Here is an 18,754-nt window from a genome sequence, read left to right as displayed (position 1 = left end):
GGAGCAGGCTGCGCGACAACCCCGGCTAGCCTTCGGGGTGACCCGGCAGCCAGGGCCGCTAACCGCGGGGCGTTTCGAGAAGGGCAGGGATCGCATGGGGCACTCGCATCGCATCGCGCACTGGGATCCAGAAGATGTGCTGGCCTGGGAGGGCGGCAACAAGGTCATCGCCCGGCGCAACCTGATCTGGTCGGTGATGGCCGTGCACCTCGGCTACTCGGTGTGGTCCCTCTGGTCGGTGATGGTGCTGTTCATGCCCCAGAGCGTCTATGGGTTTTCGGTGGCCGACAAGTTCTTGCTCGGTACCGTCGCCACCCTGGTCGGCGCCTTCCTGCGGCTGCCTTACGCGCTGGCGACGGCGACCTTCGGCGGCCGCAACTGGACCGCCGTCTCGGCGTTTCTGCTGCTGATCCCCACCCTGGGCACGATGGTGCTGCTGGCTCACCCGGGGCTGCCGCTGTGGCCATATCTGGTGTGCGCGGCGCTGACGGGATTGGGCGGCGGCAATTTCGCGGCGTCGACCGCCGTCGCCAACGCGTTCTACCCCCAGCGACTCAAGGGCACGGTGCTGGGGTTTACCGGCGGGGCCGGCAATCTGGGGGTGCCGACGATCCAGTTAGTCGGGCTGCTGGTCATCGCCGTCGCCGGCAACCGGCAGCCCTATTGGGTTGGCGCCGTCTACTTGGTGCTGCTGGCGATCACCGCCATCGGAGCGACCCGATTCATGAACAACCTCGAGCAGCACCGCGTCGAGGCGACCCATCTCCGGGCGATCCTGTCGGCTGTCCTGTCCGAGCGCGACACCTGGCTGCTCGCGCTGCTCTACCTCGGCACGTTCGGTTCGTTCATCGGTTTCGCGTTCGCGTTCGGCGAGGTGTTGCAGCTCAACTTCCTTGCCGGTGGGCAAAGCCATCGGCAGGCCGCGCTGCACGCCGCTCAGATCGCCTTCCTGGGGCCGCTGCTGGCATCGTTGGCCCGGGTGTATGGCGGGCGGCTGGCCGACCGGGCCGGCGGGGGTCGTGTCACCCTGATGGCCTTCGTCGCCATGTTTCTCGCCACCGGGCTGCTGGTCGGCGTCAGCACCATTGACGATCACACCCCGGGTCCGGCCGGTGGTGCGCTGCTGGCCGGCTACATCGTCAGTTTTTTCACCCTGTTCGTGTTGTCCGGGATCGGCAATGCCTCGGTGTACAAGATGATCCCGACCGTCTTCGAGGAGTGCCGCCGCGAGCTGGGAGTCGGCGACGCCGCAGAACGTGACTGGTCTCGTGTGCTATCGGGGGTGGTCATGGGCGTCGTTGCGGCGTTTGGCGCACTCGGTGGCTTCGGCATCAATCTGGCGCTGCGGCAGTCCTACCTGAGCACCGGCACGGGGACGGGGGCGTTCTGGATCTTCATGATGTGCTATGTGGCCGCTGCGCTGTTGACCTGGACGGTGTATGTGCGCAGGCCCTTTCCGCGGCCCGGATCGCAGGAGCCGCCGATGCGTCCGCAGCTGGCGAAAAGCCCGTCGCGTAGCTGAGGCGGGCTTTGCCGGGGTCGGGGCGTTGAGCTCCTTTAAGCCCGGGCGGGGCCGGTGGCCGACGGCTCACCCGCCGCCGTTGGCCGGGGCCCGCTTCGGTGTGGCAGCGATCGGTCGCCAGGACTCACCGTCCGGCTGGCGGCGCCGTGGCTTTGCCGGTAATCGGGCGGCAACAGCCGCCAGAGCAGGAACCCGAGGCACACCGCGCCCAAGGCAACCAACGCGGTCATGTCGAACAGCCACCAGCCCCAGTAGTGGGTCCACAGCTCGTCATGCGGGGCCAGCGGATCAGCCCTGCGCAAATCAATGGTGGCGGCCGACGCCGCGAACCCCCACCGGGAGGGAATGAACCAGGAGATCTGGTCGAATCCCGGCTTGCCCACCACCGGAACCAGTCCCCCGGCGAACACCAGTGACATCAGGATCACCAGCACCAGCATCGGCAGGATCTGCTGGGTGGAGGTTGCCAGCGCCGACAGGGTCAGTCCCACGATCGCCGAGACAATGGCCGTCGCGGCTACCGCGGCATACAACTCGACAACGGCGTTGCCCAGAACCACGGCGCCGTGGCCCGGTGCGCCTTTGCGGAGGACCACGATGGCGGTGACGACGGCGGTCTCGATCGCCGCGGCCACGGTGAAAACGAAGACCTTGCCCGCCAGGTACGCGAACGGCGATAGCCCTGCGGCTTCTTCACGCCGAAAGATCGCGCGTTCGCCAACGAGGTCGTAGATGGTCAGCGCGGTGCCGATGATCACCGCCGCGATGGTGAGCAGGACCAGGAGCTCACTGGCTTCATGAGGGTTGTTCCCGTAGGGATCTGCCTGGCCCAGGCCGGTGCTGCCGGGCACCGCGAATGCCAGCGACCCCAGCGCGAACGGCAGGATCGCCGAAAACAGCAGGTGGGGGTGGTTAGCGGTGAGCAGACGGGCCTGGCGGCGGACCACCAGGATGATCTGGCGCCACAGCCCGAGGTGCGCGGGCGGCGGTGGAAGGGCGCTGGCCGCAGCAGGTGCCGGGGGGCTCGGCGCAGGCCGGCGGGTCAGGGACGCTTGGTGGCCGCTGTCGCGGTGGCTGCGCAACCGCGACAGCATGTCCGGCCAGTCGGTCGTGCCCATCGCCTCGGCGATCCCTGCGGGTGGTCCCGCGTAGGCGACGGTGCCGGAGGAGAGCAGCACCACTCGGTCGCACAGTTCCGGGTGACTCGGCGCTGCGGTCGCTACCACGACAACGCGCCCGGCGTCGGCGAGTCGCCGCAGCATCGCCATCACCCGGCGGCCCGGCGCCGGATCCAGTCCGGCCATTGGATCGTCGAGGACGAGCAACGCCGGCGCGGCCAGTAATTCCACGGCCATCGATGCTCGTCGGCGTTCCTCGGCGGACAGCTTGCCCACCCGGGTAGCGCGGTGCGGACTTAACTCCAGCTCGCCCAGAACGTGGTCCACCGCACGCTGGCGATCCTCGGCGGAGGCGCCGGGCGGCAGCCGCAGTTCGGCGGCGTAGGCCAAGGCTTGTTCGACGGTGAGCTGACGGTGCGCCAGGTCGCTACGCGGCACCATCCCGATACGGGAGCGCACGCCCTGGGCGCGCACGTTGTGACCGTCGAGGGTGACCTCGCCGGACGTGGGCCGCTGGGCGCCGGCCAGCAGGTTGATCAGGGCCGTGTTGCGAGCGGCGGACGGTCCGATGACGGCGATCAGGTCTCCCGGGCGTGCACTGAGGGAAATGTCCGCGAGCATCTGATGGCCATCGACGACGAGGCCCAGCCGGTCGGCGTTTAGCCCGGCCGGGCCGGTCGGCGGCGCCGGCGCAGTTATGCCGCTCTCGGCGTGAGCCGGGGCCGACGCCGGCGGCTCTTGCGCACCGCTGTCGGCGGGTAGCGGGGCCACCGCCGGCGGCTCTTGCGCACCGCTGTCACCGCTGTCGGCGGCCACCGCCGGTGACGGGCGGGAGGTCACCGTCTCCCCGGCGACGACATCTGGGCGTCGTAACGGCTCGGTCGGAGGGGCCTCGTCTAGTTGGGGGTCTAGTTGGGGGTCTAGTTGGGGGTCGAGTTGGGGGTCTGGTCGGGAGTCCGGTTGGGAAGCTGACCGGCGGGAGAACAGGTCCCGCATCGCACCGGACACCCTCGCGGGGAGAGCCTGACGGCCGTCGTCGGTGCCTGTCGGCGGGGAACGGCGCATCGGCCTGGTGGTTGGCTGCTCGAGCCGCCGCGGCCGGGCCGTCGGCGGGGGTGGCTGAGCCGGGCGCTGACCCGGCGGCGCAGTCACCGGGTCGTGGGGGTGGCTGAATCGGATCGGCGTGGCCGAGCGACCCGGGTCGGTAGGGGGCTGCTGCGCCAGGGGCCTGGGCAGCGTGGGTTGACCGGGGCGCACACCGGAGGGCAACGCGGTGGTGAGCCCTGCGGAGCCGGGGGGTTGAGCCGGAGGTCGTGCCGGCACGCCGGCCGGATCGCCGAGCCGGAAAAGCAGCCGCGGCCCGTCCCGCGGATCGCCGAGGGTGATGGTTTGACCATCGTGAATATTGATGGTCGACACCCGGATGCCGTCGAGGTAGCTGCCGTTGAGGCTGCTGTCGATGGCCACCCAGTGGGTGCCGGTGAAGCGCAGTACCAGGTGGATGCGCGATGTCCATGTGCTGTTGTCCCGCTCGTCGAGGCGGATGTCGCATCGACTGTCACGGCCCACCAGGACATCACGGCCAGGGGGGAATACATACCTCGCAGGCCCCGCCCATACGGTCAACGTTGAGGCAAACGCCTCGGTCCGCATCGCCCGCCACCTTTCCTCACCCCGTCTTGCCGGGCCGATCGATGCTTCTCTACCCACCGGGCAAACGACCTACCCCGAGTATGCGCTGCGCAGCGCGGTCCTATCGAGTGACGCCCTCTGGCGCGGATGCGGCGTCTTCGACGAGACGGCGCAACACCGTGACGGCATCGGCCAGTAGCTGACGCTCTGCCGGCTGCAGCCGGGCCAACAGCGGGTCGATCGCGGCCGCACGGTCCACCCGTACCCGGTTGAGTGTGCGCACCCCCTGCGGGGTGATGCGGATCCGGACCGCCCGAGCATCGCCGGGGTCGGGGGTCCGGCTGACCAGACCGGCTTCCTCGAGCCGACGCACCTGCGTGGTCATTGTCGGCTGCGAGCAATGATCGATCGCGGCCAGGTCGCAGATGCGTGCTTCGCCGTGCGCCTCGATGGTGGACAGCAGCCGCGCCTGCGCCACCGGCAACGGCAGCTGGATGCGCTGGTTAGCCAACCGGTTGAGCCGGGCGACCACGGCCAGCAGCTCCACCCCCAGGCCGGATCCGGGTCCGGCGCCCGCGACGTGGTCGACCACAGCGGGGCCTGTGGTGGTAGCCGATGCCATACCCCCATGATTTCATAGCTTTGCTATGTAGATCAACGTCGGCTGCCACGCGGCACGCGTGCCCGTGCGCACCGGCGAGACCGGCTCCGACAACTGGCAGAATCGATGCAATGATCGCCGCCGACGCAGCCTCCCCGTCTCGCCAGGGCGGGTCGCTGCGGCCGGGTGAACTGGCGCAGGCATCGGTCATGGCCGCGCTGTGCGCCGCGACCGCGATTATCGCGGTGGTCGTGCCGTTCGCGGCGGGACTCGCGCTGCTAGGCACCGTGCCCATGGGGCTGCTGGCCTACCGCTACCGGTTGCGCGTCCTGATCGCGGCGACGGCAGCCGCCGGGGTGATCGCCTTCCTGATATCCGGCATGGGCGGCTTCATGACGGTCATCAACAGCGCCTATATCGGTGGGCTGACCGGGGCCGTCAAACGTAGCCGCCGCGGCACGCCAACCGTGATCGTGACATCCCTGGTGGCCGGCGCGATTTTCGGCGCCGCGGTGGTGGGCGCATTAGCCGTCCTGGCGCGACTGCGGCACCTGATCTTCGACACGATCACCGCAAACGTGGACGGGGTCGCCGCAGTCCTCGCCCGGGCACGCCTGGAGGCGGCCGCAGAAGATCTGACGCGATTCGTCGCCGGCGCGCTGCATCACTGGCCGTTGCTGATTCTCGGCTTTTTCGTCGTGTCGATCATGGTCATGTCCTTCATTGGTTGGTGGGCATTGTCGCGGGTCCTGGAGCGCATGCACGGCATCCCCGACGTGCACAAACTGGACGCGCCGGCCGAGACCGGGCCAATCGCGCCGGTCCCGGTGCGTTTGGACGGGGTGGGTTTCCGTTACCCCGGCAGCGATCACGACGCGCTACACGCAATCAGCCTGGAGGTGCGGGTCGGCGAACACGTTGCCGTCACCGGTGCCAACGGGTCGGGGAAGACCACACTGATGCTGATCTTGGCCGGGCGTGAACCGACCTCGGGCCGCGTCGACCGTGCCGGAGCGGTGGGCCTGGGTCGACCGGGTGGCACCGCGGTCGTGATGCAGCACCCGGAAAGTCAGGTGTTGGGTACGCGGGTCGCCGACGACGTCGTCTGGGGGCTGCCGCCGGAAAAGGGCATCGACGTCAACCAGTTGCTCGCCGAGGTTGGGCTCGATGGTCTCGCCGAACGCGACACCGGAAGCCTGTCCGGCGGGGAGTTGCAACGGCTTGCGGTAGCCGCGGCCCTGGCACGGGAGCCGGCGCTGCTTATCGCCGACGAGGTCACCAGCATGATCGACCAGCGGGGCCGAGATGCCTTGATGGGTGTCCTGTCTGGCCTGACAAAGCGGCACCGGACGGCGCTGGTGCACATCACCCACTACAACTGCGAGGCTGCTTGCGCTGACCGCACGATCAACCTCAGTCACTCGGCGGACAATACGGCAATGGTCGAGGCGAGGACCGCGCCGGTGAGCGGCCCGGCGGTGACTCACCGGCGGCAGGCTCCGCTGCTCGAACTCACCGATGTCGGCCACGAATACGGCAGCGGCACCCCATGGGCTAAATCCGCGCTGCGGAACGTCAGCTTCGTGGTGGAGCAGGGAGACGGGGTGCTGATCCATGGCGGCAACGGTTCGGGTAAGTCGACCCTGGCCTGGATCATGGCGGGGCTGACGATCCCCACAACGGGCACCTGCCTGCTTGACGGTCACCCGACGCACGAGCAGGTCGGCGCCGTTGCCCTGTCGTTTCAGGCGGCGAGGCTGCAGCTGATGCGCGGCCGCGTCGACCTGGAGGTGGCTTCCGCCGCCGGCTTTCCGCCCAACGACCACGCCCGCGTGGTGGCGGCGCTGGCCGTTGTGGGCCTGGATGCGGCGCTGGCCAAGCGGCGCATCGACCAGCTGAGCGGCGGCCAGATGCGCCGCGTCGTGCTAGCCGGGCTGCTCGCACGCTCGCCGCGGGCATTGATCCTCGATGAGCCATTGGCGGGGCTGGATACGGCCACCGCGCGCGGTTTGCTGCGGTTGCTAGAAGATCTGCGCCGCGAGCGGGGGTTGACCCTAGTGGTTATTTCGCACGACGTCGCCGGGCTGGCGGATCTGTGCCCGCGAATCCTGCACCTGCGCGATGGCGTGCTGGAGCCGGCGTCGACCGTGGCGCGGGGGGCACCATGACCGCGACCGACCCGGTGGGCCACCCGACTCGCCGCAGCTCCCGCCCGGTTGTGTTGTTGCGTCCGGTACCCGGGCGGTCACCCGTTCACGAGCTGTGGGCAGGAACCAAATTGCTTGTTGTATTTGGTATTTCGGTGCTACTAACCTTCTATCCAGGATGGGTGACAATCGGCCTCGTGTCGGTTCTGGTTTTGGCTGCGGCCCGGATCGCGCGTATTCCCCGCGGCGCCCTGCCGTCGGTCCCGCGCTGGCTGTGGATCCTGTTGGGTGTCGGTGGCATTACGGCCACGCTGGCCGGCGGCAGGCCGGTGATCGAGTTCGGCACGTTGTCCGTCGGAATTGGGGGGCTCCTGAACTTCTTGCGCGTCACCGCGCTCTCGATCGTGTTGCTCGGGCTGGGGGCGATGGTGTCGTGGACCACCAACATCGCCGACATCGCGCCCGCCGTAGCAGTTCTGGGTCGTCCGCTGCGGGCATTGCGGATTCCGGTCGATGAGTGGGCCGTGGCTTTAGCGTTGGCACTGCGCGCCTTTCCAATGCTGATCGAGGAATTTCGGGTGCTATACGCCGCCCGCCGGCTACGACCCAAAGAGGTGCCGCGAAGCCGCCGAGCCCGCCGCAAGCGGTGGGCGTTGGACCGGATTGACCTTCTTGCCACCGCTATCGCTGTGACGCTGCGACGCGCCGACGAGATGGGTGACGCCATCACTGCCCGTGGTGGCACCGGCCAGATCTCGGCTGCGCCGTCTCGGCCGAAGCTCGCTGATTGGGTTGCACTTTCGATTGTCGCCGCGATGAGTGGCGCTGCGCTGGCAATCGAATTGATCTTGCTCGCTGCTTAGCGGTTGTTGAGGCACACGGGGATGGCCGACCGGCGTGACTGTGCTCAAGGATCGTCTTCATCGTCGTCGCGTAAGAGCTTCTCGGGATGATGGAACGTATTCGTTCGTGGCCGTCCATAATCGAGATGCGCTGGCGGAATCCATTCGGTGTCGCCGTTTGCGAGTTTACGGGTTTGCCAGCCGCCGGACGTGACTAACCTGTGGTGCGGTCCGCATCCCAGGGTCAAGCCGTCGATGTGGGTTTCCCGGCATTTGGCATACTCGGTGACGTGGTGCACCTCGGTGAGATAGCCGGGCACATCACAACCCGGGTGTGAGCAGCCACGATCCTTGGCGTACAACACTATTCGTTGCCCAGGCGAAGCCAGTCGGCTGGTGTGATAGAGGCCGATGGCGCGGCCCTTGTCGAAGATGGCGAGGTAATGGTGGGCGTGGCCTGCCAGGCGGATCACGTCGGACATGGGCAGCAGCGACCCGCCGCCGGTCAGCGCACGCCCCGCAGCCGATTCCAGTTCGCCCAGAGTGGTGGTGACGACGATGGAGGCTGGTAAGCCGTTGTGTTGGCCGAGTTTTCCGCTGCACAGCAACGCACGCAGGGCGGCATTGAACCCATCGTGGTTACGCTGCGCCGTTGAGCGGTGGTCGCGGTGGATGGCTTCCTCACCGGGTGAGCCATCCACCGTCGGGGTTTCCTCGTCGGGGTTGGCCATCCCAGGGGCTGCCAGCTTGGCCAGCACGGCCTCCAGGCCCGCCCGCGCCTCCGGGGTGAGCCAGCCCCGCAGCGGCGACATACCATCGATATCTTGCCGGCCCAATGTCAGTCCACGCCGGCGGGCTCGATCCTCGTCCGTGAAATTCCCGTCGGGATTGACGCAGTCGGCGAGCTTTTCCGCGAGCTTGCTCACTTGCTCGGGCCGGAACTGTTCGGCATGGCGGACCAGATGGGCTTCGGCTCGCGCCCGCGTCTCGGGGTCTACCCAGCCGGGCAACTGGTGCCAGAAGTCGCGGATCACGCGCACATGAGCCGACCCAATGGTCCCCGACCGCTGCGCGAGCGCGGTGGCTGCCAACAGCGGTTCCAGCCATTCGCCGGTGAGCGCTCGTTGCCGACCTAGGTCCTGGGCGTCATGGATCCGCCGACTCGCCTCGGCGCGAGTGATGCGCAATCGGTCGGCCAGCGCATGGCAGAGCTTGCCGCCCAGCTCAACCGGAGTGGCCTGGGCTTTGATCTCGTTGATCAGTTCGTGCGCCGGCACCGGCAGGCGGCGCGTTTCCCGTTCGAGCAGTTCCAGCAGCCGCAATCGTTCCGGAGTTGTCAGTGCGTCGAACGACAGCCCGAGCAACCGCGACACGGTCGCGTGCAGCGCGTCGAAGACCTCGGCGATCTCCTCACGACTACTCGAACTCATATTCGAAAACTAGCGTGCCTGTCTGACATCGATGGCCTGGACCGGCGTGAATGACGAGGATTCGCGCGGGTTATCCGCAGACACAGATTGATCCACAGGCACTCCGGCACGCGAGGTGCCGCCCCAGCTGGCGGCCGGGCCTAAGGCCGTGGGGGTGCGGGCCGAGCAATTGCCGGTTTCGCGGCCGGCGGTGTCGCAGCACTTGCCGGTGCTCAAAGGCGCCGAGCTGGTGGTCGAATCGATCGCGGAACCCGCCGACTGTATCGCCTCAACCGATCGGGGCTTCAAGTCGTGCGCGACCACTTCGACCGTTTCTGGGAAACGGCTTTGGACAACTTCGCCATCCTGGCAGCGGCCGAAGCGGACGCTGACATCCAAGCATTTGGACCGAACCCGATGCGGTCCGGCGAGTGCGGAGCATCAATGGCAGCGACTCAGCGGCAGCCGTGGAGGTTGTCCGATCGATGAGCGTTCCGCGCCCATGTGCTGAGCTATGACGAGCTCAGCCCCTTGGGGCTGCTGTGGCGATTCGCCACGGGCGGGTTTATTCCGAACCGTGTCAACGCGATTGGTGTCGCCGAGTAAGCCGGTCGATCCCTGGAGCGGCTGACCGAGCTGATGCGAGCCGCTATCCCACCGCGGGTCTGGCGTCAGGTTTCGGAGGGATGATCGCCCTGGTCGACGGCATGATCCACCAGCAGGACATCCGTCGGCCCGTCGGCCTCCCGCGCACGATTCCGCAGCAGCGTCTGCGCGTGGTGCTGGACTATGCGCTGACGGCTCCTGCGGTGCGTGGCGCGAAACGCGCCCGCGGGATACGGCTGGTCGCAACCGACCTCGACTGGACCCACGGCAACGGCCCCGAGGTAAGCGGCCCCGGAGAAGCGCTGTTAATGGCCATGGCCGCGCGCCCGGACGATCTCAATCAACTTTTTGGTCCAGGCAAAACACCCCTAGCCCAACGCATCTGCCGATAGGCTGAAAGAGCTGGCCGGACTGCTGAGCGTCGCGCCCCACGCGTATGTTTTCAGCCCTGCGGAAGCCCGGTAGCCGCCGACAGGGCGGAGTCCATCGTCGGATGAACGGGCAGCAAGTCGCTGAGCCCACAGGTCCTGACGACGCGGGCGACGATCGGTTGGCGGCTGACCAGGCGCAGATCCACTCCGCGACGGCGGCACCGATACGCCACGTCGGCCAGGGCCGCGAACGCGCAACAACCCATGAATTCCACACCGCTCGTGTCGATGACAAAGGGTCCGGGTGGGACCGCAGCGGTGGCCGCCTCGTCCAGCAGACGTCGCCAGGTGCCCTCGTTGCAGGCGTCGATCTCACCGCCGGCGTGGACCGCCACCGCTGAGCCGCTACGCTCCGTGGTCGCCCTCAGAGTGCTGCGCGCAGCGCCTAGTTCCGTCGTCAGACGTGTGCTTAGCATCAAGTGGCTGGGAAATAATTCTGCTGTGGCCAGGTCCATGGTGGACTCCTACTCGACTAGCGCCGAGGCGCCGCGATGGATGCCCGTCCTATGTGTCCGAAGATAGGATCGATGTCCGTCTCGCCCATGTGAAGATGGGGTTGATGCCTGTCCCCGGCGGAACGACAGGGCGTCACTTCCTATATTTCATTTGTATAACGAGACGTGCCGTCTGTCTATATGACGGTCTTAAGAGAACGGTAAGGCCGATTACGCGGAACGTGGTCCGCAATACCGTCGCTACCCATCCCGAGGCATGCTGAACATGGCCGGCTACCCGCCGCGTAATCTCCGGTCGGCTCGCGCAGAGTGCCGACCCGGCCTGCCCACGGCCCAATGCTGGCCATTCAGCGGTGTTTCCGGTCGGCTCGGCTAGATCGCCGGATCGGTCAGGCGCCCGATGTATCCGACTTGCGGGCGTGCTCGGCTTCGAGTTCGGTGATTACGCGCGAGGTGCGTTCCCGCAGCAAAGCGGCAGCGCCCAGGCCACACACGATGGCGACGATGAGCGCAAACCACGAGAAACGCTCCAGCCAGCGCTCAGCGGCAACTCCGGCGTAATAGACCAGGGCCGTAGTGCCGCCGGCCCAGCAGATCGCACCCGAGACGTTAGCCACCAAAAACCGCGGGTAGCGCATCTTCAGGGCGCCGGCGAGCGGCCCGGCGAATATCCGCAGCAACGCGATAAAACGCCCGAAAAACACCGCTCGCACGCCCCAGCGATCGAACAACCGTTCAGCAAGCATGACGTGTCCGGGACCGAAATGCTTGGGAAAGCGCCGTGCGAGCCAATCGAACAGCGGCATCCCGAGCCGGCGACCTACCGCGTAGCCGATCGAGTCACCGATCGCCGCTCCGAGTACCCCGGCAGCGCCGACGGCAAACGGATGCACGGCCAGCTCGTGACGTGACGACAGCAGTGCCGCGCTGACGAGTACGATCTCGCCCGGGAGCGGAACACCCAGGCTCTCGATCCCAACCACGGCGCCGACCACCAGATACACCGTCAGCGGCGGGATCGACTGCAGCAGGGAGTCCACGCTCATGCGTCAAGCATGCCTGACCCCGTGCGCCCAGGTCGCCCGGCCTGCCCGCGGGCCGCCCTCCCGTCTCACGTTATACCCTGCACGCCGGCAAACAGCCCACCGTACCAGACTCTCGCCTGGCTCGGAGTGGCATCGGAACACGTGTTACACCAACAGCATTAGCGATTTCGCCCGAGCCACAGTGGCCTTCTTCGAACACGATCGCCATGGGTGTGCGGCATCACTGCCTCACGTGCGGCTCGCCTCCATCCTGAGCACACTGTCTTGGAGGCGAAATGTATTTTCACACTGACTATTTAGTGATTACACCTTCGGTTCAATGCCCGCAGGAAACAGAAGCCGCGTGTCTTCGGCGCCGGTAGCGAGCGCGCTCGGCACAGCGCTTGGTTTAAAGCCGTCATGCTGCAGGTGTGCATGTGCTCTGGGTCGTATGGCGGCGACGCGTGGTAACCACGCTCCCGGGCGAGATGACGATTCACCATGCGCGATTCGGGAAATCGCCGATCCGCTGCTGCCCGAGTTCATCCCGCATCCGCAGGGCGGCAGAGCCGCGCCAGCCGAGAAGGGAGCCGTGTTCACCGCGATCCGGTCCGTGCTGGCCTGCGGGTGCGCTAGGGGAATTTGCCGCCGGAATTCGGGGTCACCGTGCCGACCTCCCATCGACGGTTTCCGTGGTGGGCCAAGGCTGGGCCTTCGGCAAGATCCATCGCGCGCTGCCGGGTCGGATCGGCGCGGCCGTCGAGCCGGGCTGGCCCGAACCAGTGGGCCGGGCAAACCCGCAATGCCAGATCCACGCGGATGGTGTAGGCGGCCTCGTCGATGGCCTGGATCGCGGTGGTGATGCGCTTGCTTCTCACCGACAAGGAGAACTCGGCGCCTTGGGAAACGCAGGTGGTGAACACCTTGTTGGTGCCGAATGCCGAGTTGCCGCGCACCAGGATCGTGCTCGCAGGGCCCGCAGGCGCGGTAGGCTCCCGAATCGCATTTCGGTTAAGTGGCTTTGGTGTTCTGGTCTATCTGTCGGGATACAGAATCAAGGTGACGAGTGCGACCACATTGAACGCGACGCCGACGATCCCCAGTCCGACCAGCGACAGATAGCCGGAATTCATTCCCCACCACAGCATCCAGCAGCTCGTGGGGATTATGACGGCCAGACCGGCCCAGAGGCGGATCTTGCTGGTTCGGATTTCTTTCGCCGCATGCCGGGGTGGATTCCCGCGGGGGTGCTCCCCGCCGCCTTCGGCTTTCGCTTCGCGGTGCTCGCGCCACGCGGCCACGATCATCCAGATGGCGCCGGCGATGAGCATGACACCCGTGACGGGTGTAGAGAATGACTCCTGCGAAACCCGGGCGGCCCCGGGTTGAACGCCACCATCGCGCCACCAACCACACACACCACACCCAGCGGAATACGAAGGAACGGTGGCGCCATCCCGCCATTATCTGGGGAGGGAAGCTGTCAGGACTTTGGTTCTGGGTTAGTAGGTTGCGCTGGTTCAGTTGAGTATGGTGCGTGGCGGGCGGTGCCGAGCCGGGTAGTCGGTTGCTGTCGCCGTGATGTGCGCTTAGTAGTCGCATGTGGTTTTTGGCAGGCCGGCTTACTCGCCGCCCGCAAGGTCACCGGCGGCCAGGTCGATACCTGGTTCCGGGTGTCGAGGTTCAAATTTCATGACGGTTTCGGTTGGGCAAAGTTACCGTAGCTTGCTCACGACGGGACGGTCGACATCGTTTGGATAGCTGTAGTGTCGACTGTCGTGGGCGGACTGAGCAATTGCGTGAAGCGCTGGCGGACAGCGCTTCACGCAATTGTGTCGGCATCGACAGCTGCCATTCTCGGACTCGCCATCACCCCTGTAGCTCATGCGGCTGCAGCCACGGCGACGTTGTCGGTGACCTCGACGTGGCAGACCGGCTTTATCGCCCACTTCACCGTCACGAACTTAAGCACGGTGCCGCTAACCGATTGGAAGCTTGAATTCGACTTGCCGGTGGGGGAATCCATTTCGCACACGTGGAATAGCACTGTTGCACGATCTGGTACGCATTATGTTCTCCGGCCCGCTAATTGGAATCGCATCATTGCACCTGGTGGTTCGGCCACGGGCGGTCTACGAGGTGTGCTGACCGGTACTTACTCGCCACCGTCGAATTGTCTGCTCAATGGGCAATATCCTTGCACCTAGAGCAGGGTACGGCCGATGCCATGTGGGCTCTGATTCTGCTCTGGTGAAGCCTCAGCCGCTCCGGCGCCGGTGACTGAGTCCGCCCGCATCCACCCCCGGGGCAGTTCACCGTGGCGCCTCGGCCTCCAGCACCACCTGCACGGTGCCCCAATCCAGGCCCGGCCAGCGGCGCCGGCCCTCACCACGGTCGACACATAGCAGGCCGCCCTGCGCTGACAGCGTCCACAGCGGCGCGAAACACCGCTTCGTGACCGCACCCGCCCCACCACCAGCTCGACCCATCGACCCGTTCCGCGCGGAGACTCGATGCCCTCGACCACCGTCCGTTTATCGACACCCAACAGCCCACGCCATAACCCCACATTGCGCCCGTCGTTGCCCGCCCCTTTGGTCCTTACCTGCGACAAGCCAGAAACCTTAAGCGGCAACGACGTGCGCCTCCGCAAACAGGCAACTTACCCACAGAACTGTCACAAGAGCCCTAAAATTCGCAGGTTCCGGCTGCGCAACCACCGCTGAACGTGGCATCGGCACGCGGCGGGCCGGAGTCGTGTTCCGCTAGCGTGAGAACCTGGTCTTCACGGCTGCCGTAGCGATAAACCGTGATGCCCTTGACCTTCGCTTTCCACGCGCCGAGGTAGATGGCCCGGACGTCGTCGGGGGTGGCGGTGGCCGGAAGGTTGATGGTCTTGGACACGGCGGCGTCGACATGGCGTTGCACCGCCGCCTGCATGCGCAGATGCCATTCGGGTGCGACTTCCAGTGCTGTGGGGAAGCAGGCGCGAACGGTTTCGGGAACGCGGGGGTTGGCGCGTATCGTGCCGCTGCGGGCGATCTCGGCGATGAGTTCATCGCTGTAGAAGCCCTGGTCGCGTGCGAGGCGCTCGAAGTAGGAGTTGACTTCCAGCAGGTGGCTGCCGAGCACGGCGCGGACATAGGCGACCGCGAACATCGGCTCAATCCCCGAAGTGGTGCCGGCGATCAACGAGATGGTTCCGGTCGGGGCCACCGCGGTGAGCTGCGCATTGCGCAGCGGGATCGCGGGTGCCAGCTTGCTGTCCGCGAAGGTCGGGAAGCATCCCCGGGCACGGGCCAGCTCCGCGGACGTGGCGCGGGCAGCCTGCTGGATGTGACGCGCGATCCTGCCGGCCAGCCGAACCGCTTGCGGGCTGTCGTAGGGGATGCCGAGGCTCGCTAGCAGCTCTGCCAAGCCCATCACGCCCAGACCGATCTTGCGGGTGGCTCTGCTGGCGTCGGCGAGTTGGGGGAAGGGATACCTGCTGACGTCGATCACATCGTCGAGAAACCGTGTCGCCAGCGCCGCCACCCCGGCAAGACGGTCCCAGTCGATCCTGCCGTCGGTGGTCATCCGCGCTAAGTTGATTGAGCCGAGATTGCAGGACTCGTAGGGCAGTAGCGGAACCTCCCCGCACGGGTTGGTCGCTTCGATGCGGCCGAGGTTGGGTACCGGATTGGCCCGGTTGATGGTGTCCAGGAATAACAGGCCGGGGTCGCCGCAGGCGTGGGCGGCTTCACAGATCGCGGTGAACAGATCGGCAGCGTTCACCCGGCCAACCGTCCTGCCGGTGCGAGGATTGACCAGGGGGTGGGTGTCGTGGCGTTCGACGGCGCGCATGAAAGCGTCGCTGACTCCGACGGAGAGGTTGAACTGCGTCAGGTTTGCGGGCGCGCCGGCCTTGGCGGTGACGAAGTCATAAATGTCGGGGTGGGTCACGTCGAGCACCGCCATCGACGCGCTGCGGCGACGCCCACCCATGCGGACCACGGTCGCGGCGGCGTCGAAGAGCCGCAGGAATGACAGCGGCCCGCTGGCGACGCCGCCGGTGCCGGCCACCGGATCCCCCGCGGGACGCAGTTGTGAAAAGCTGTACCCGGTGCCCCCGCCTGCCTGATGTATTTCGGCAGCCTGTCCCAGGGTCGTGAAGATCGACCGCAGCGAATCCTCTAGGGGCAGTACGACGCAGGCCGACAGCAGGCCCAGCGACGTGCCGGCGTTCATCAGGGTTGGTGAATTCGGGAGAAACTCCAGGCTGCGCAGCAGCGCCGAGAAACGCTCCGCCCATCGTGCCGAGGATCCCCGCCGATAGCCATCCTCGGCTGAGGCAACGAAAAACGCCGCGCGGTCCATCATTTCACCGGTCGACTCCATCGGCTTGCCGTGCTCGTCCCGGCGCAGATAACGTTCCCGCAGCACGGTCACCGCGGCGAGGCTCAACTTGAGCTCATCGCGCACCCCCAGCAGCGCCTTGGTGGCCCGCAGCTCCGCGCGGCGCTGCCGGTAGATGATGTAGGCGCGAGCGACGTCTTCATACCCGGCCGAGTTGAGCTGCTTCTCGACCAGGTTCTGGATGTCCTCGACGCTGACCGGCGATCCTTGCGGGTGGCGGGCGAGGGTGTCGGCGACCGCTTTGGCCACGCTGGGCGCCAGCCCGGGATCGGCATGCCCTGTTTCGCGCGCGGCGCGCATCACCGCGGCCTCGATCCGCGAAACGTCAAACGGCACCACACGCCCGTCCCGGCGCCGAACCTTGGTTGGCCACGCCGCCGCGTGCAGCACGGTTTTCACCGATCGTCCTTCCAGCCTCGCACCGTTTAGCCCCGCACCGTCTAGCCTCGCACCGTTTAGCCTTGCACGTCGCGGGGATCCGGTGTGGTCGCTAGGTGGCCGGTAGCTAATCGGCCACGCCGGCGCCTGGCCCGGAAACCAGGTCGGCGACCGTGGGGTCGTGGCGCACGATGGCATCGGCCAGGTCGGTCAGTTTCTGGTGGCGAGTGTGGGCGTGGGTGCGCAGCAGCTCAAATGCCTCGGGGATGGTTACGCCGGCGCGCTGGGCCAGGATCCCTTTTGCTTGTTCGATGGTCAGCCGGTTATGCAGCGCGGTCTGAAGCTGCTCGGTGAGCAGTTCGCGCTGGCGCATGGCGCGTTCCTGCAGCAGCCCAATAGCGGCCACGTCGGTAAAGGCCTGTGCGACGGCAAGGAGCTCTTCATCGAGGTCACCCGGTGTCGCGGTGAGCAGGGTCATGGCCCCAATGACCTTGTCACGCAACCTCATCGGAAAGGCAAATGCCCCGGCGTACCCGGCATCGAGGGTGCGGGGCACGAACCGCGGCCACCGGCCGGATGCGATCGAGAGATCGGGGCAGCTCACGGGGTGGCCGCTGCGGTAGCAGTCCAAGAACGGGCCCTCGGCAGTCCGTGCCGAAAACAGCTCGAGCACGCGGTCCTGCTCGGTGGATGCCGCAATGAGGTTGAGGCCGCCATGGTTGTCGGCCACCAGGAGCGCGACCACCTCGACCCCAAGGGCCCCCCGACTGCGCACGGCCACCAGATGCAAAAAGTCGACCAGGTCGAAATCGGCGACAAGGGTGTCGACTATTTCAACGAATGTTGTTGCGACAGTTGGCTGCCCGCCCGTCATGGGTGTCCTTTCCGATCGTGGCCGGTCGCAGGGGCGTCGGGGTGGAATCGCAGCCGTCGTTCCACTACGGAACGTGCGACATCGGTGAGCTGCTGGCCATGACCGTAGGCGTGGGCGCGCAGGCGCACCAACGCGTCGAGCACCGATATGCCGAGTTGTTCGGATACCATCCCGGCTGCCTGGTGCACCTCGGCGTGCCACAGCATCGGCCCATCGGTGGCCGCGGTGCTCCCATCCGTCGGGGTGGCGATGCCGCTGCGGGAATCCAGCACCAGCAGCAGCGCGGTATCGGCATAGACCAAAGCGTCCAGCAATTGATCTTGGGTGAGCTCGCGCGGGGTGTCGTGGTAGAGGTCGAGTACCCCTACCCGGATGGCGCCCAGCGCCAGCGGAAGGCTATACATGGCGCGCACACCGATCCGGGTCATCTCGGGGGCAAACGCCGGCCATCGCCGGAGACTCGTCGGGGAAGCTAAATCATCGCCAATGATCGGCATACCCGAGTCCAGCGCGTCGATCGCCGGGCCCTGGCCCACCGTTGCCTGCAACTCCTCCACCTCGGTGGCACGCCCGTCAGTGGTGTACACGGGCTCTAAGGTTCCCATGTTACTGGTGAGCACCAGTCCGGCGCCCCTGACGGCAACCTCCTCCACGCACGCATGGCACGCGTGCCCGGGTGATACGGGCGACGCGTCGCGGCGCGCGCGCAGCGCGATCGTCGTCCAGACACGCGAGGCACGATCACCGTCCACCGCTACCCACCCCGCTGTTGGCGATATCCTGCCCCGGCTCCGTTAGAGGTGGGTTAAGAATAGCCACTCGGTGGCGTGCGCAACGCCGCGGCATAGACACAGTCGTATGTATTACCTGCCGGGGATCGCCGGCTGGGCAGTGATCGCCCTGACGAACTGGACGATAGCGTGCTCGGGAAGATGGCGCGCAATGTCTGCTTCGCTGACAATGCCCACCAGACGGTGGTTTTCGATAACCGGCAACCTGCGAACCTGGTGCTCTTCCATCACGTTGAGCATTTCTTCCACGCCAGCGTCGGCATCGACGTAATAGGGGGCCCCCTGGGCGAGTTCGCCGGCGGTCATCAGCTGGGGATCGTGGCCTTCGGCGAGGCACTTGATGACGATGTCGCGGTCGGTGATCATGCCATGCAGCCGATCGTCGTCACCGCAGATCGGTAAGGCGCCCATACCCAGCTCACGCATCTTTTGAGCTGCGGCGGCCAAAGTTTCGTGCTCGCCGATGCAGGTGGCTCCGGCATGCATGATGTCGCGGGCGGTGGTCATGGTGTTCTCCTCATCGCTGAG

The 18,754-nt window shown here is 66.6% G+C and carries 16 protein-coding genes and 2 pseudogenes; 6 read left to right on the top strand and 12 right to left on the bottom strand.

The features are described from left to right. Nucleotides 1-94 precede the first annotated feature (94 nt). Nucleotides 95-1,522, top strand: coding sequence for a NarK/NasA family nitrate transporter (locus MSM1_RS01680; RefSeq protein WP_213439903.1), 1,428 nt, complete (start codon nucleotides 95-97; stop codon nucleotides 1,520-1,522). A gap of 35 nt (nucleotides 1,523-1,557) precedes the next feature. Here MSM1_RS01680 and MSM1_RS01675 read toward each other — a convergent pair whose 3' ends face one another. Both MSM1_RS01675 and MSM1_RS01670 read right to left on the bottom strand, forming a co-directional pair. Continuing rightward, nucleotides 1,558-4,293, bottom strand: coding sequence for an ATP-binding cassette domain-containing protein (locus MSM1_RS01675; RefSeq protein ID WP_213439902.1), 2,736 nt, complete (start codon nucleotides 4,291-4,293; stop codon nucleotides 1,558-1,560). Nucleotides 4,294-4,393: 100 nt separating this feature from the next. Further along, nucleotides 4,394-4,894, bottom strand: coding sequence for a MarR family winged helix-turn-helix transcriptional regulator (locus MSM1_RS01670; protein ID WP_213439901.1), 501 nt, complete (start codon nucleotides 4,892-4,894; stop codon nucleotides 4,394-4,396). A 110-nt stretch (nucleotides 4,895-5,004) separates the two neighbouring features. Between MSM1_RS01670 and MSM1_RS01665 the strand changes: the two genes are divergently transcribed. Together MSM1_RS01665 and MSM1_RS01660 are read left to right on the top strand one after the other, a co-directional pair. Next, nucleotides 5,005-7,041 (top strand): ATP-binding cassette domain-containing protein, encoded by a 2,037-nt coding sequence (locus MSM1_RS01665; RefSeq protein ID WP_213439900.1) that lies wholly within the window; start codon nucleotides 5,005-5,007, stop codon nucleotides 7,039-7,041. Further along, nucleotides 7,038-7,883, top strand: a complete 846-nt coding sequence (locus tag MSM1_RS01660; RefSeq protein ID WP_213439899.1) for an energy-coupling factor transporter transmembrane protein EcfT — start codon at nucleotides 7,038-7,040, stop codon at nucleotides 7,881-7,883. Before MSM1_RS01665 ends, MSM1_RS01660 begins: the two co-directional genes overlap by 4 nt. Nucleotides 7,884-7,927: 44 nt before the next feature. On the opposite strand, the gene MSM1_RS01655 is transcribed toward MSM1_RS01660, so the two are convergent. After that, entirely contained in the window at nucleotides 7,928-9,292 is a 1,365-nt protein-coding gene (locus MSM1_RS01655; protein ID WP_213439898.1) for an HNH endonuclease signature motif containing protein, read from the bottom strand. A gap of 115 nt (nucleotides 9,293-9,407) precedes the next feature. Between MSM1_RS01655 and MSM1_RS22845 the strand changes: the two are divergent. Together MSM1_RS22845 and MSM1_RS01645 are read left to right on the top strand one after the other, a co-directional pair. Continuing rightward, nucleotides 9,408-9,658, top strand: a pseudogene (locus tag MSM1_RS22845) (ArsR/SmtB family transcription factor); the annotation flags it as partial. Between the two features lie 155 nt (nucleotides 9,659-9,813). Continuing rightward, nucleotides 9,814-10,269 (top strand): maleylpyruvate isomerase family mycothiol-dependent enzyme, encoded by a 456-nt coding sequence (locus MSM1_RS01645; protein WP_213439897.1) that lies wholly within the window; start codon nucleotides 9,814-9,816, stop codon nucleotides 10,267-10,269. A 50-nt stretch (nucleotides 10,270-10,319) separates the two neighbouring features. On the opposite strand, the gene MSM1_RS01640 is transcribed toward MSM1_RS01645, so the two are convergent. The 4 genes from MSM1_RS01640 to MSM1_RS01625 all read right to left on the bottom strand — a co-directional run bounded on the left by MSM1_RS01640 (nucleotide 10,320) and on the right by MSM1_RS01625 (nucleotide 13,119). Next, nucleotides 10,320-10,763 (bottom strand): anti-sigma factor antagonist, encoded by a 444-nt coding sequence (locus MSM1_RS01640; RefSeq protein ID WP_213439896.1) that lies wholly within the window; start codon nucleotides 10,761-10,763, stop codon nucleotides 10,320-10,322. A gap of 389 nt (nucleotides 10,764-11,152) precedes the next feature. After that, on the bottom strand, nucleotides 11,153-11,809 hold the full coding sequence (locus tag MSM1_RS01635; RefSeq protein ID WP_213439895.1) for a DedA family protein: 657 nt from the start codon (nucleotides 11,807-11,809) through the stop codon (nucleotides 11,153-11,155). 611 nt (nucleotides 11,810-12,420) lie between these two features. Continuing rightward, the gene (locus MSM1_RS01630; protein WP_213439894.1) at nucleotides 12,421-12,744 is read right to left on the bottom strand and encodes a hypothetical protein; all 324 of its coding nucleotides are present in this window, start codon (nucleotides 12,742-12,744) and stop codon (nucleotides 12,421-12,423) included. A gap of 78 nt (nucleotides 12,745-12,822) precedes the next feature. Continuing rightward, complete coding sequence (locus MSM1_RS01625; protein ID WP_213439893.1) at nucleotides 12,823-13,119, bottom strand: hypothetical protein; 297 nt, start codon at nucleotides 13,117-13,119, stop codon at nucleotides 12,823-12,825. A gap of 447 nt (nucleotides 13,120-13,566) precedes the next feature. Between MSM1_RS01625 and MSM1_RS01620 the strand changes: the two genes are divergently transcribed. Continuing rightward, entirely contained in the window at nucleotides 13,567-13,995 is a 429-nt protein-coding gene (locus MSM1_RS01620) for a cellulose-binding domain-containing protein (protein ID WP_213439892.1), read from the top strand. A gap of 108 nt (nucleotides 13,996-14,103) precedes the next feature. Here the strand turns inward: MSM1_RS01620 and MSM1_RS21405 are convergent. The 5 genes and pseudogenes from MSM1_RS21405 to MSM1_RS01595 form a co-directional block, all read right to left on the bottom strand. After that, nucleotides 14,104-14,402, bottom strand: a pseudogene (locus MSM1_RS21405) (transposase family protein); the annotation flags it as partial. Nucleotides 14,403-14,476: 74 nt separating this feature from the next. Continuing rightward, nucleotides 14,477-16,573, bottom strand: coding sequence for an adenosylcobalamin-dependent ribonucleoside-diphosphate reductase (locus MSM1_RS01610; protein WP_307857326.1), 2,097 nt, complete (start codon nucleotides 16,571-16,573; stop codon nucleotides 14,477-14,479). A 115-nt stretch (nucleotides 16,574-16,688) separates the two neighbouring features. Further along, nucleotides 16,689-17,435, bottom strand: coding sequence for a GAF and ANTAR domain-containing protein (locus tag MSM1_RS01605; RefSeq protein WP_213439889.1), 747 nt, complete (start codon nucleotides 17,433-17,435; stop codon nucleotides 16,689-16,691). Continuing rightward, entirely contained in the window at nucleotides 17,432-18,022 is a 591-nt protein-coding gene (locus tag MSM1_RS01600; RefSeq protein ID WP_213439888.1) for a GAF and ANTAR domain-containing protein, read from the bottom strand. The genes MSM1_RS01605 and MSM1_RS01600 overlap by 4 nt, the downstream gene beginning before the upstream one ends. A 276-nt stretch (nucleotides 18,023-18,298) precedes the next feature. Continuing rightward, on the bottom strand, nucleotides 18,299-18,733 hold the full coding sequence (locus tag MSM1_RS01595; RefSeq protein ID WP_213439887.1) for a CBS domain-containing protein: 435 nt from the start codon (nucleotides 18,731-18,733) through the stop codon (nucleotides 18,299-18,301). Nucleotides 18,734-18,754 lie beyond the last annotated feature (21 nt).

It is taken from the genome of Mycobacterium sp. SM1, from assembly GCF_018361265.1.
Lineage (GTDB): Bacteria > Actinomycetota > Actinomycetes > Mycobacteriales > Mycobacteriaceae > Mycobacterium.
This window is presented reverse-complemented; position numbering and strand designations above follow the sequence as displayed.